Annotated in this window: 14 protein-coding genes; 10 read left to right on the forward strand and 4 right to left on the reverse strand. The window is 71.4% G+C overall.

Annotation, left to right across the window (positions count from 1 at the left end; genetic code table 11):
• Window positions 1-114: 114 nt before the first annotated feature.
• From bamA to lpxB, 6 genes are all read left to right on the forward strand, one after another.
• Window positions 115-2,433: an outer membrane protein assembly factor BamA gene (bamA, locus tag ACAZ03_RS07035; protein ID WP_373356716.1), complete on the forward strand. Its 2,319-nt coding sequence runs from the start codon at window positions 115-117 to the stop codon at window positions 2,431-2,433.
• Entirely contained in the window at window positions 2,433-3,158 is a 726-nt protein-coding gene (locus tag ACAZ03_RS07040; protein ID WP_373356717.1) for an OmpH family outer membrane protein, read from the forward strand. The genes bamA and ACAZ03_RS07040 overlap by 1 nt, the downstream gene beginning before the upstream one ends.
• Window positions 3,159-3,228: 70 nt before the next feature.
• On the forward strand, window positions 3,229-3,723 hold the full coding sequence (gene fabZ, locus ACAZ03_RS07045) for a 3-hydroxyacyl-ACP dehydratase FabZ (protein ID WP_373356718.1): 495 nt from the start codon (window positions 3,229-3,231) through the stop codon (window positions 3,721-3,723).
• Window positions 3,720-4,505, forward strand: a complete 786-nt coding sequence (gene lpxA, locus ACAZ03_RS07050; protein WP_373356720.1) for an acyl-ACP--UDP-N-acetylglucosamine O-acyltransferase — start codon at window positions 3,720-3,722, stop codon at window positions 4,503-4,505. Before fabZ ends, lpxA begins: the two co-directional genes overlap by 4 nt.
• On the forward strand, window positions 4,505-5,266 hold the full coding sequence (locus ACAZ03_RS07055) for an LpxI family protein (RefSeq protein WP_373356721.1): 762 nt from the start codon (window positions 4,505-4,507) through the stop codon (window positions 5,264-5,266). The genes lpxA and ACAZ03_RS07055 overlap by 1 nt, the downstream gene beginning before the upstream one ends.
• Entirely contained in the window at window positions 5,263-6,453 is a 1,191-nt protein-coding gene (gene lpxB, locus ACAZ03_RS07060) for a lipid-A-disaccharide synthase (RefSeq protein ID WP_373356722.1), read from the forward strand. The genes ACAZ03_RS07055 and lpxB overlap by 4 nt, the downstream gene beginning before the upstream one ends.
• On the opposite strand, the gene ACAZ03_RS07065 is transcribed toward lpxB, so the two are convergent.
• Both ACAZ03_RS07065 and ACAZ03_RS07070 read right to left on the reverse strand, forming a co-directional pair.
• A complete protein-coding gene (locus tag ACAZ03_RS07065) occupies window positions 6,428-7,318 on the reverse strand; it encodes a c-type cytochrome (RefSeq protein WP_373356723.1) in 891 nt (296 codons plus the stop codon). The two genes, lpxB and ACAZ03_RS07065, sit on opposite strands and share 26 nt — an antisense overlap.
• Window positions 7,319-7,789: a cytochrome c gene (locus ACAZ03_RS07070; protein WP_373356724.1), complete on the reverse strand. Its 471-nt coding sequence runs from the start codon at window positions 7,787-7,789 to the stop codon at window positions 7,319-7,321.
• A 114-nt stretch (window positions 7,790-7,903) separates the two neighbouring features.
• Between ACAZ03_RS07070 and ACAZ03_RS07075 the strand changes: the two genes are divergently transcribed.
• Window positions 7,904-8,785 carry a LysR family transcriptional regulator gene (locus ACAZ03_RS07075; RefSeq protein WP_373356725.1) on the forward strand — a complete coding sequence of 294 codons (882 nt, stop codon included), beginning with the start codon at window positions 7,904-7,906 and terminating at the stop codon, window positions 8,783-8,785.
• A gap of 100 nt (window positions 8,786-8,885) precedes the next feature.
• On the opposite strand, the gene ACAZ03_RS07080 is transcribed toward ACAZ03_RS07075, so the two are convergent.
• A complete protein-coding gene (locus tag ACAZ03_RS07080) occupies window positions 8,886-9,494 on the reverse strand; it encodes a histidine phosphotransferase family protein (RefSeq protein WP_373356726.1) in 609 nt (202 codons plus the stop codon).
• Between the two features lie 41 nt (window positions 9,495-9,535).
• On the opposite strand from ACAZ03_RS07080, the gene ACAZ03_RS07085 reads away from it, so the two are divergent.
• From ACAZ03_RS07085 to ACAZ03_RS07095, 3 genes are all read left to right on the forward strand, one after another.
• Window positions 9,536-9,718, forward strand: a complete 183-nt coding sequence (locus tag ACAZ03_RS07085; protein ID WP_373356727.1) for a DUF3553 domain-containing protein — start codon at window positions 9,536-9,538, stop codon at window positions 9,716-9,718.
• 253 nt (window positions 9,719-9,971) lie between these two features.
• A complete protein-coding gene (locus ACAZ03_RS07090) occupies window positions 9,972-10,739 on the forward strand; it encodes a GNAT family N-acetyltransferase (RefSeq protein ID WP_373356728.1) in 768 nt (255 codons plus the stop codon).
• A complete protein-coding gene (locus ACAZ03_RS07095) occupies window positions 10,736-11,560 on the forward strand; it encodes a lysophospholipid acyltransferase family protein (protein ID WP_373356729.1) in 825 nt (274 codons plus the stop codon). Before ACAZ03_RS07090 ends, ACAZ03_RS07095 begins: the two co-directional genes overlap by 4 nt.
• Here ACAZ03_RS07095 and ACAZ03_RS07100 read toward each other — a convergent pair.
• Window positions 11,557-12,174: a thiamine phosphate synthase gene (locus tag ACAZ03_RS07100; RefSeq protein ID WP_373356730.1), complete on the reverse strand. Its 618-nt coding sequence runs from the start codon at window positions 12,172-12,174 to the stop codon at window positions 11,557-11,559. The two genes, ACAZ03_RS07095 and ACAZ03_RS07100, sit on opposite strands and share 4 nt — an antisense overlap.
• Between the last annotated feature and the right edge of the window lie 15 nt (window positions 12,175-12,189).

Consider the following 12,189-nt stretch of genomic DNA (forward strand, 5'->3'; position numbering starts at 1 on the left):
CGGCGGGCTTTCCGGCACCTCTTTCCGCCGGTCGGAGCATTCCCCCGCATCTCTTTTGACAAGCAGGTCCCATCCGGGCTAGGTCGGATTGAATACGCTGCTGGGGCTAGAAAAATGAAAAGACCGGGGGGTCGGGCTGCCTTCTATCTGGGGGCATTGTCTGGAGTGGTTCTGAGTGCTCTGACGGCGTTTCCTGCCGTCTCCCAGAGCTTTTCCTTCACCAACGTGCAGATCGAGGGCAACCAGCGCATCGAGCCTGGCACGATTCTCTCCTACGCGGGCATCGCCCGGGGCGAGGTCGTCAGCGCCGGCGAGCTGAACGCCGCCGGTCAGGCGATCCGCCAGACGGGCCTCTTCGAGAGCGTCGACATCGTGCCGTCGGGCTCCACGCTCGTCATCCGCGTCGTCGAATATCCCATGATCAGCCAGATCGGCTTCGAGGGGAATGCGCGGATCGGCGACGAAGAGCTCGGGGCGCTCGTGCGCTCCACGCCGCGGCAGGTCTTCAACCCGAACATCGCCGAGGCGGATGTCGCCGCCATCACCGAGGCCTATGCGGCCCAGGGGCGCATCAACGCCGCGGTCACGGCGCAGATCATCGAGCGCAGCGACAACCGCGTCGACCTCGTCTTCGAGATCGCCGAGGGCGGCGTCTCGGAGGTCGAGCGCATCTCGTTCATCGGCAACGACAATTATTCCGAGCGGCGGCTGCGCGGCGTCCTCGAGACCAAGCAGGCCGGGCCGCTCGACTTCCTCGTCCAGCGCGACACCTTCGTCGCCGAGCGCATCGCCGCCGACCGCGAGGCCCTGAGCGATTTCTACCGCTCGCGCGGCTATGTGGATTTCACCATCCAGAACGTCGACGTGACGCTGACCCGCGCCCGCGACGGATATCTCATCACCTACAATGTCGAGGAAGGGCAGCAGTACCGGATCGGCAATGTCACCCTCGGCTCCGAGATGCCCGAGGCGCCGGCCTCGGAGTTCACCGGGGTCACGCGGCTCCGCGAGGGCTCCGTCTATTCGCCGGTGACCATCGACGAGGACATCGCCCGGCTGGAGCGCATGGCGATCCGGCTCGGCATCCCCTTCGTCGCCGTCGAGCCGCGCATCACGCGCAACCCGCGCGACCTGACGCTCGACATCCAGTACGTGCTCGTCCGCGCGCCGCGCCAGTTCGTCGAGCGGATCGACATCGAGGGCAACAACACCACGCTCGACCGGGTGATCCGCAACCAGTTCCGCACCGTCGAGGGTGACCCGTTCAACGCCCGCGAGATCCGCGAGAGCGCCGACCGCATCCGCGCCCTGGGCTATTTCGCCGCCGTCGACGTGAACACGCGGCCGGGCACGGCGCCCGACCAGATGATCGTCGATGTCGATGTCACCGAGCAGCCGACCGGCCGGCTGACCTTCGGCGGCAACTACAATTCCGACACGGGCCTCAGCTTCGTCGCCTCCTATTCCGAGGCGAACTTCCTCGGCCGCGGGCAGGGGATCGAGTTCGACCTGTCGACCTCGAAGCGTAACCGGGTCCTGAGTTTCAACTTCACAGAGCCGCAGCTCCTCGGCCGCAACCTCGGCTTCGGGCTCGAATCCAGCTACCGGCAGACGAACAACGACGCGGCGCTCTACGATACCGAGACCTTCCGCTTCAGCCCCTCGCTGAGCTTCCCCGTGTCGGAAAACGGCCGGCTGACCGGCTATGTCGCCGCCGAATATACCGACATCTACAACGTCGCCGGCAGCGACACGCCGGCCGACACGACCGACGACCCCTCGGTGGTCATCATCAACGAGGCGGCGCAGGGCGGGCTCTGGGCGACCTCGGTCGGCTATTCCTACAGCTACGACACGCGGCGGTCGGGGCTCGATCCGACCTCCGGCGTGCTGCTGCGCTTCGGGCAGGAATTTGGCGTCGGCGATACGGAGTTCATCCGCACCACCGCCCAGGCCTCGGCCGAGACGCGCGTCTTCAACGAGGAGGTCGTGCTTCGCGCGACGGTCGAGGGCGGCTATCTCGACTATTCCAAGGGCAATTCGCGCGTCACCGACCGCTACTTCCTCGGCTCGCGCTACATTCGCGGCTTCGAGTACCACGGCATCGGCCCGCGCGACGCGGTGACCGGCGACGCGCTCGGCGGCAATGCCTTCGCCGTGGCGCGGCTCGAGGCGGAGTTCCCGCTCGGCCTGCCGACGGAATACGGCATCTCCGGCGGGGCCTTCCTCGATTACGGCTCGCTCTGGGAGGTCGGCAACACCTATGGCGCGAGCGTCCTTTACGACGACTTCACGCCCCGGGCGACGGTCGGCGTCTCCATCTTCTGGGATACGCCGCTGGGGCCGCTGCGCTTCAACTTCACGGAGCCGCTGATGGCCGAGGATTTCGACGAGACGCGCAGCTTCGAGCTGACGATCGCCACGTCGTTCTGATGCGGCGCTGGCCGAGCCTCGCCCTCGCGGCGGCGCTGGTCGCCGCGGGGCCCGCGCTCGGGCAGGAGGAGCCGGACGGGGAGGTCTCGGGGCCCGCCCCGGTCCAGGTCCAGGCCCCCGACTTCGGCACCGGCCAGCTCGTCAGCCCCATCCTGACCATCGACCCCGACGCGCTGTTCGACGGCACCGCCTATGGCCAGCGCATCCGTGAGGAGCTGAGGGCCGCCAGCGAGGATCTCGCCGCCGAAAACCGCGAGATCGAGGCCACGCTGACCGAGGAGGAGCGGAGTCTCACCGCCCGCCGCCCGACGATGGAGCCCGACGCCTTCCGCGCCGAGGCACAGGCCTTCGACGCCCGCGTACAGCAGATCCGCAACGAGCAGGACGCCAAGGAGCGGGCCCTGCAGCAGATCCTCTCGCGCGGCCGCGAGGCCTTCCTGAGGGATGCCTCGCCCGTCCTCGGCCGCATGATGCTGGAAGCGGAATCCGCGGTGATCCTCGACCGGCGCAACGTCTTTCTCTCCGTCGGCGCGCTCGACATCACCGACGAGGCGATCGCCCTTATCGACGAGGCCCTGGGCGACGGGGCCGACGAGACCCTCGCGCCGACGCCCGACGAGGCCCCGGCCGACGAGTCCCCGGCGGATACGCCGGCGGAGCTGCCCGAGGTGACGCCCGAGGAGGCCCCCGAGCCGGCGCCAGATCAGGCGCCCGCGGAGGAGTAGGGCCTGCCCGCATCTTGCCGCCCCCGGCGCCGGTTGCTAGGCACATCAGAAGGCCTGAAGGAGAGACGACATGAGCGATGGGGCAGAGACCGGCACCGAGACCGGCGGCGCGCCGACGCGTGCAGATATCCACCTGATCCAGAAGATCCTGCCGCACCGCTACCCCTTCCTCCTCGTCGACCGCGTGGAAGAGATCGAGGGCACGAGCCGTGCCGTCGGGCTCAAGAACGTCACGATGAACGAGCCGCATTTCCAGGGGCATTTCCCCGGCAATCCGATCATGCCCGGCGTCACCATCATCGAGGCGATGGCCCAGACCGCCGCCGTCATGGTCGGCACGACGCTGGGGCTGACCGAGGGCAACCTCAACGTCTATTTCATGGGGATCGACGCCTGCAAATTCCGCCGCATGGTGGTGCCCGGCGATCAGCTCCGCATGGAGCTGACGACGACCCGCGGCCGCCCGGGCGGCAAGGTCTGGCGCTTCAAGGGCCAGGCCACCGTCGAGGGCGAGCTCGCCGCAGAGGCGGAGTTCACGGCGATGATGGATCTCGGCGGAAAATGAGCAAAGCCATCCACCCGACGGCCATCATCGAGGCCGGCGCCGAAATCGGCGCGGGGTGCGAGATCGGGCCCTTCTGCCACGTTGGCCCCAAGGTCCGGCTCGGCCCCGGCGTGGTGCTGAAGAGCCATGTGGTCGTCACCGGCCTGACGGAGATCGGCGAGGGGACGATCGTCTTCCCCTTCGCCGTCCTCGGCGAGGTGCCGCAGGATCTCAAGTTCGCCGGCGAGGAGACGCGCCTCGTCATCGGCGCCCGCAACCGCATCCGCGAGCATGTCACCATGCACACCGGCACCGCCGGCGGCGGCGGCGTGACGCGCGTGGGCGAGGGCGGGCTCTTCATGGCCGGCGCGCATGTGGCGCATGACGCCGAGGTCGGCGACCGGGTGGTCTTCGCCAATTCCGTCGCCATCGCCGGCCATTGCCGGATCGGCGATGACGTCATCATCGGCGGGCTCTCGGGCGTGCATCAATGGGTGCGCATTGGCCGCGGCGCGATCATCGGCGCCGTGACCATGGTCACCAAGGACGTGCTGCCCTACGGGCTCGTCCAGGCGCCGCGGGGCGAGCTTGAGGGGCTGAACCTCGTCGGCCTCAAGCGCGCCGGCGTCGCGCGAGACGAGATCGCGGCCCTCCGCGCCGCCTACGAGACGCTGAAGACCGGCGAAGGGACCTTTCACGAGCGCGCCGCCGCCCTTGCGGCGGGGGCCACATCGCCCCTCGTGCGCGAGGTGGCGGCCTTTATCCAGGACGAGTCCGACCGCTCGTTCCTGACTCCCGGCTGATGCTCGCGCTGGTCGCAGGCGAGGGGCGACTGCCGCCGATCCTGCGGTCCAGGCTCGGCGGCATGGTCTGCGCGCTGGAGGGCACCGCGCCCGATCTGCCGGTCGATTTGCGCTTCCGCATCGAGACCATCGGCACCTTCATCGCGCTCCTGCGGCGGCGCGGGGTGAACCGGATCTGCCTCGCCGGCGCCGTCCGCCGCCCCGAGATACGCCCCGCGCTGATCGACGCCGCCACCGCACCGCTGGTGCCCCGCCTGCAGGAGGCGCTGGCCCTCGGCGACGACGGGGCGCTGCGCATCGTCATCGCGCTCTTCGAGGAGGCGGGGATCCGCGTGTGCGGCGCCCATGAGCTTCTGCCCGACCTTCTGCCGCCGCCCGGCGTGCCGACGCGGCTCCAGCCGCCCGAGGGGGCGGAGGCCGATGCCCGCGCCGGGCTCGCGGCGCTGGAGGCGATGGGCCGCGCCGATCTCGGCCAGGCGGTACTGGTGCGAAACGGCTTCGTCGTTGCCCGCGAGCGGCAGGCGGGCACGGCCGCACTCATCAAGCTGGCGCCGCCCCGCGCCGTCCTCTTCAAGGGGCCGAAGCCGGGGCAGGACCTGCGCGCCGACATGCCGGTCATCGGCGCCGCGACGGCGGCAGAGGCCGCGCGGGCCGACCTCTCGGGCATCATCATCGCAGCGGGCGGCGTCATGCTCCTTGATCCGGAAGAGACCATCGCCCGCCTGAACGCCGCCGGCATGTGGCTCTGGGTGCGCCCGTGACGGAACCCGCCGCGCGGCCTCTCAAGATCTTTCTGATCGCCGGCGAGCCCTCGGGCGATGCACTCGGCGCGGCCCTGATGGCCGAGCTGACCGCGCTGGCGCCGGGCGTGAGCTACAGCGGCATCGGCGGGCCCGGCATGGCGGGGCAGGGGCTCTCGAGCCGCTTCCCGATGGAAGAGCTCTCGCTGATGGGGCTCGCCGAGATCCTGCCGAAATACTTCGCCCTCAAGGCCCGCATCCGCGAGACGGCGGCGGCGGTGGTGGCCGAGCGGCCGGATCTGCTCCTCACCATCGACGCGCCGGAATTCTCGCTCCGGGTGGCGAAGCTGGTGCGCGCGGCGGCGCCGGCGATCCCGATCACGCATTACGTCGCCCCCTCCGTCTGGGCCTGGCGGCCGGGGCGGGCGGCGAAGATGGCGGGCCATGTCGATCATGTGCTCGCGCTTCTGCCCTTCGAGCCGCCGCTCATGGAAGAGGCCGGCATGGCCGCCGATTTCGTCGGCCATCCGGTGGTGACGAACCGCCTCGCCACCGAGGCGGAGGCGACCTCCTTCCGCGAGCGCCACGGCATCGGCGCGGCGCCCCTGATCCTGGCGCTGCCCGGCTCGCGGCGTGGCGAGGTCTCGCGGCTGATGGGCCGCTTTGGCGCGACGCTGCAGCGGGTGCGCGGCGTGCGGCCCGAGGCCAAGGTGGTCCTGCCGATGGCGGCGCCGGTGGCCGGGCTCGTCCGCGACGAGCTCGCCGCCTGGCCCTTCGAGCCCATCGTCATCGACCCGGCCGGGGATCCCTCCGGCACCGAGAAGGCCGCCGCCTTCCGCGCCGCCGACCTGGCGCTCGCCGCCTCCGGCACGGTGTCGCTCGAGCTGGCGGCGAACGACACGCCGATGGTGATCGGCTACGACATGGCCTGGACGAGCCGGCAGATCATCGGGCGGATGCTGCGGACGGATACCGTGACGCTGGTCAACCTCGTCTCGAACACCCGCGCGGTGCCGGAATTCATCGGCGGCAATTGCGACCCCGACCTCATGGCCGATGCGCTTCTCACCGTTCTCGAGGCCCCGGGCGCCCAGCGCGCCGCCATGGCCCTGACGATGGAACGGCTCGGTGCCGGCGGCCCGCCGCCCGGCCGCCGTGCGGCCGAAGCGGTGCTTGCCCGGATCACTCCACCCCTGGCACGGCCTTGAGATAGGCGGCGATGGCGAGCCGGTCTTCCGGCGTCAGCTGCGAGGTCGACTGGATCACCTCGACCATGGCGCCGCCGGCCGTATCGAACTCCGGCGTGAAGCCCGAGGCGAGATATTCGGCGATCTGATCCTCCGACCAGGTGAGCGCCGCCGGGGTGATATTGGGCACGTTGCCCTCGCCGCCGGGCAGCGGCGCACCGGCGAGCCAGCGCGACGTGTCGGTGCCGCCGAGCGGCCCCCTCGGCGTGTGGCACTCGCCGCAATGGGCGAGGGTCTCGACCAGCACCCGGCCGCGCGCCACCTCTGCCGTCAGCTCGCCGGTCAGCACCGGCGCCTCGGTCAGATAGAGCCGCTTCCAGAGCCCCAAGGCCCGCCGGATGTTGAAGGGAAAGCCCACCTCATGCGGCTGGCTGGGCGTGGCGCTTGCGGGGAGCGTCTTCAGATAGGCGGCAATGTCGAACGCCGTCTGCAGGTCGCCCTTGGCATAGCTCGCATAGGGGAACGCGGGGTAGAGGTGGCGGCCCTCCGGCGTCACCCCCCGCATCATCGCCTGCACGATCTCGGCCTCCGTCCAGGTGCCGATCCCCGCCTCGGGGTCGGAGGAGATGTTGGGCGCGCGGAAGGTGCCGAAGGGCGAGGCGAAGGCCTGCCCGCCCGCGAGCGCCGGCGCCTCGCCCGGCACCGTGTCCGGCGCCATATGGCAATTGGCGCAGCCGGCGGCGGCGAAGCTGTAAGCCCCCGCCTCGGCATCGCCCGACAGGCCGGCAAGCTGCGCCGCCGGCAGGCGCTCGGGCGCCGAAAGCGCCCAGGCGGCGCCCGCCCCGATGAGGGCGAGCGCGCCGATCACGAGGAGGGCGCGGCGCACCTATTCGGATTGCCGGAAGCTGCGGTGGCAGCCGCCACAGGCGGCGCCGACGGCCCCGAAGGCGCCCTGCAGCGCCTCCGGCCCGTCGCCCGCCACCTCGGCCAGGGCGGTGGAGGCCGTGGCGAGCGCCGCCCAGGCCTCGGCAAAGCCCTCGGGGTTCTCCCAGATCGCGGGAAGCGCCTTGGTGCCCTCCATGTCCGCGCTCGACGTGCCTTCGGGGAAGTAGAAGCGCGGATCGACGGAGGAGACGGCGGCCAGGTTGGCCGCGGCGGCCGCGGCGGTCTCGGCATCGTACTCGATCTGCCCCTGCGCCATGCCGCCGAGAGGCATCAGGAACGTCTGCTGCAGCACCATGTGGCTCTGGCGGGCGTTGATGGCGGCGGCGGCCGGGTCCATCCCCTGCGCGAGGAGCGGTGCGGCAGGAAGGGTCAGGGCGAGGGCGATTGCGGCAAGACGGGACTGGGCGGGCATCTAAGCCTCCTGCAAAAGGAATCGTGACTTGCCCCCGATGCTATCGGGCTGCTTCGGTAAGACCATAGACCATTTCTGCAAGGGGCCTGCGGTTTGGCGCAGGGGGCGGCCGGTATGAGCGAGAACTGGGACGATCTGCGCTTCGTGCTGGCAGTGGCGGAAACCGGCGCCGTCTCGGCCGCCGCCAAGGCACTCGGGGTGAACCATGCGACCGTCCTGCGGCGCATCGGTGCCTTCGAGGCGGCGCATGGCACGATGATCTTCCGGCGCGAGGCGGCGGGCTATGCGGTGCTGCCCGGCCAGCTTCCCGTCATCGAGCGGGCGCGCGACGTCGCCCGCGCCATCGAGGCGGTGGCCCGCGCCGCCCGTGGTGGGGCGGAGGCGGAGGAGCGGCCGATCCGGCTCACCTCCACCGACAGCCTCTGCCAATACGTGCTGCCCGAGCTTCTCGCCGAGGTGGCGGCCGAGGGCGCGGCGGTGGAGCTCTATGCGGCGAACCATCACGTTGATCTCGGCCGTCTCGCCGCCGACCTGACGGTGCGCCCGGCGCGGGCGCTGCCGCCCGATCTGAGCGGCAGCATCGCGGCGCGGATGGGCTTTGCCGCCTATGCGGCCGAGGGCGGCGCCGAGAGCTGGCTCGGCCTTCGCGGGCCGCTCGCCCGCGCCGTCCCCGCCGACTGGCTGGAGCGGGAGGCGGGGGCCTCGGGGGCCGCGCGCGGCGGCGCCGACAGCTTCCTGGTGCTGGCGCGGATGGCGGCGGCAGGGATGGGCCGGGCGGTGCTGCCCTGCATCGTCGGCGATGCGGCACCGGAGCTGCGGCGCCTGCCCATCGACCTGTCGCATGTCTCGGTGCCCATCTGGGTGGCGAGCCATGTCGGCCTCGCCGATGCGCCTAGGCTGGCGACGATCCGCACGCGGCTCGCCCGGGCGCTCCGCCAGCGGGCCGCGGCCCTCTCGGGCTGGCCGACGGAGGTGGCGGCCGAGCGCGCCTCCTGACCCGGATCCCCTTTCATCTGGCCAAAAATACCTCGGAGGTGTGGAGGCAGAGCCTCCACCCGGCCCGGCACGGGCCGGCCCCCCCATCCGGCCCCACCACTCAGAACGTCGCCCGGATCCGCTCCGCTGCAAGCTCCAGCCCCAGCTCCATCCCGTAATCTGCCAGCACCTGCGGCAGGAGCGCGAATTGCACCAGCGCCGGGCTCGGCGGCTCCGGCGGGGGCTTGCCGAGAAGGCTTTCCCAGAGGCCCGGGTCGATGCGCAGGTCGCTGCCGGTGGCCGTCAGCGCCCAGTCATCGGCGTCGCTGCGCGCGACGGTGACCGCCCCGCCGAAGGGCATGGCGCTTTCGAAGCATTGCAGGATCAGGAAGGCGACGCGGGCCTCGCGGCGGGGCACCTCGCGCTCGACCTCCCAGGTGAAGGCGAGCTTGCCGCCGCGCGAGACGGCGGCGAGCGTCGCATGGATCTCGCCCCGGCCGAGCGTCGCCTCCGCCCCGGCATGGCCGAAGGCGATGCGGAAGAAGCGCAGCCGCGCGCTCGCCGCCTCGACGCTCTCGCCGATCAGCGCCATCTCCGGCCCGTCGATGCGATGCGACATGGCGAGAAGCTCCACCCCGTTGCCGATGGCGCCAAGGGGGGAGATAAGGTCATGGCAGATGCGCGAGCCGACAAGGGCGGAGAGGTCCACATCCCGGGCCCCGGGGCTCATGGCGCGGCCCTCCGCGGGCCAAGGCGCGACAGGGAGACCGCATGATCGGCGTCAACGACATACTTCTGCCGGGCATGATCGTCCGCCATCCGGACCAGCCGGATTGGGGCGAGGGCCAGGTGCAATCGACGATCGGCGGGCGAATCACCGTCAATTTCCGCGAGGCGGGCAAGCAGGTGATCGACGGCGAGCGCGTCGGGCTGACGCTCGTCTCCGCCGGGTAAGAAAGGTCGCGGCGCCGCCGCCGGACCGCCCCGGGCTGGGGTCATCGGTGAGTTCCCTCCCTCGCTCTGCCGGCGCATCCTTCGCCCAGGATCGCCTGTTCCCGCCGAGGATGGCCGCCTCAACCTTACCATAACGTTAACCATACCCGCTGCCGGCCTGGGCCCGAAGCCTTTTCCTGCCCGCCGCGAGCGACTAGACAGCGGGCCGCGGGCCGGGTGCCGCAGCCGGACGGGGAAGGGAGCAAGAGGGCCGATGAGCGATTCCGCGGGGCTGGAGCTGCGCCTGGCCACCACGCCCGGAGATCTCGCCGCCGCCGCCCGGCTGCGCTACGAGGTCTTCGTGCGCGAGCTCGGCGGCGACGGGCCGCTCGTCGACCACGAGGCGGGGCAGGAGCGCGACGGCTTCGACGCCTTCTGCGACCACATGATCGTGGTCGACCCGACCCGCCCCGAGGGGCGGCATGTGATCGGGCTCTACCGCCTGCTGACGGCCGAGGGCGCCCGCGCCGCGGGGCAGTTTTATTCCGAGAGCGAATACGACCTCGCGCCGCTCTTCCGCTCCGGCCAGCGCCTGCTGGAGCTCGGCCGCTCCTGCCTGCACCCGGCCTATCGCGGCGGCGGCGCGATGTTCCGGCTCTGGCAAGGGCTCGGGCAATATGTCTCCGAACGGGGGATCGAGCTGCTCTTCGGCACGGCCTCCTTTCATGGCACCGATCCCGATGCCATCGCCGGGCCGCTGACGCTCCTCCATCAGCAATATCTGGCGCCCGAGCCGGTGCGGCCGCGCTCCAAGGCCTTCGTCGAGATGGACCGGCAGATGGAGGTCGACCGCAAGGCGGCGATGATCGCCATGCCGGCGCTCATCAAGGGCTACCTTCGCCTCGGCGGCCATGTGGGCGAGGGCGCCTTCATCGACCGCGCCTTCAACACCACCGACATCTGCCTGATCCTGCAGACGGACAAGCTGACCGACCGCGCCCGGGGGCTCTATGGCTCGGGCAGCGGGGCTGGCCGCGCATGACCTGGGTTCCCGATGCCCCGCCCACCGCGCCGCGGATGGGCGCCCTTCACTGGGTCGTGGCGCTGCCGCGGCTGGTGCTCGCGGCTGTCCTGATCTTCGGCGGGCTCGGCTCCTATCTGGTGCTGCGGCAGGTGGAGCGGCTCTTCACCGGCGCGCGGCGCCCGGTGACCTCGCGGCTCCAGCAGGGCGTCAGCCGGGGGACGCTGGCGATCATGGGCCTCAAGGTCCGCCGGATCGGGGAGCCCCTGCACGAGGGCGGGGTGCTGGTGGCCAACCATGCGTCCTGGCTCGATATTTTCGTACTCTCCGCCGGGCAGCGACTGACGTTCGTCGCCAAGTCCGAGGTGGCGGGCTGGCCGGTGATCGGCTGGCTGGCCCGCGCGACGGGCACGCTCTTCATCCGCCGCGACCGCAAGGAGGCGGGCGCGCAGGTCCAGCAGATCGGCGCGGCGGCGGCGCGGGGGGAGCTTCTGCTCTTCTTCCCGGAAGGCACCTCCACCGACGGCCGGCGCATCCTGCCCTTCAAGGCGCCGCTCTTCGCCGCCTTCCTCGGGCCGGGCCTGGCAGAGGACCTTCGGCTCCAGCCCATCGCCATCCGCTATAGCGCCCCCCCGGGGGAGGAGCCGCGCTTCTACGGCTGGTTCGGCAGTCAGGGCTTCGCGCCGCATTTCCTCGCCGTCCTCGGCCGCTGGCGGCAGGGCAGGGTGGAGGTCCATTACGGCGCGCCCATCGCGGTGCGCGACGTGCCGGGGCGGAAGGCGCTGGCGGCCGCGGCAGAGGCGAGCGTCCGCGAGATGTTCGGCGAGGCGCCGGGGGCCTAGCCCCGCGCGGCGGCGAGGCGGGTGAGGGCGGCGGCGGCGTCGTCCTCGCGCCAGATCTCCTCGCCGAGAGCAAGGAAGTCGACCATCGGCGCCAGCGCGCGGATCAGGCCCTCGTCCAGCGCGCCCTCGGCGATCACCGGCACCTCGATCATCTGGCTCCACCAGGCGAAGAGCTCGGGGTCGACCGGCTCTCCCCGCCCCAGCGCCGAGGCGCCGGCGGGCCCGAAGGCGACGTAATCGGCGCCGAGCTCGCCGGCGTTCATCCCCTCGTGGCGGGAAGCCTCGCAGAAGGTGCCGACGATGCCGTCTTCGCCGAACTCCTTGCGCCAGGCCTTCACCTGCCGGGCCCCGTCGGTCAGATGCACGCCGTCGAGCCCGTGCGACTTGGCGATGAGCCCGTGGCTTTCGATGACGATGGGCACGTCGCGGGCATGGGCGGCCTCGCGGAGCCCGTCCGCCGCCCGGCCGATCCGCCCCTCGTCGCTGCCGGAGAGCGCCAGGCGCAGGCAGGCGACCGGCAGGGCATCGAGACAGGCCTCGAGCCGCGGCAGGAAGGCCGAGAGCTCGAAATCGCTCGGGGTGACGAGATAGATCTGCGGCAGATCGTCGGCCATGGCGGGTCCCTTCGT

The sequence above is a fragment of the Pseudoroseicyclus sp. CXY001 genome (assembly GCF_041714655.1).
Classification (GTDB): Bacteria; Pseudomonadota; Alphaproteobacteria; order Rhodobacterales; family Rhodobacteraceae; genus Pseudoroseicyclus_A.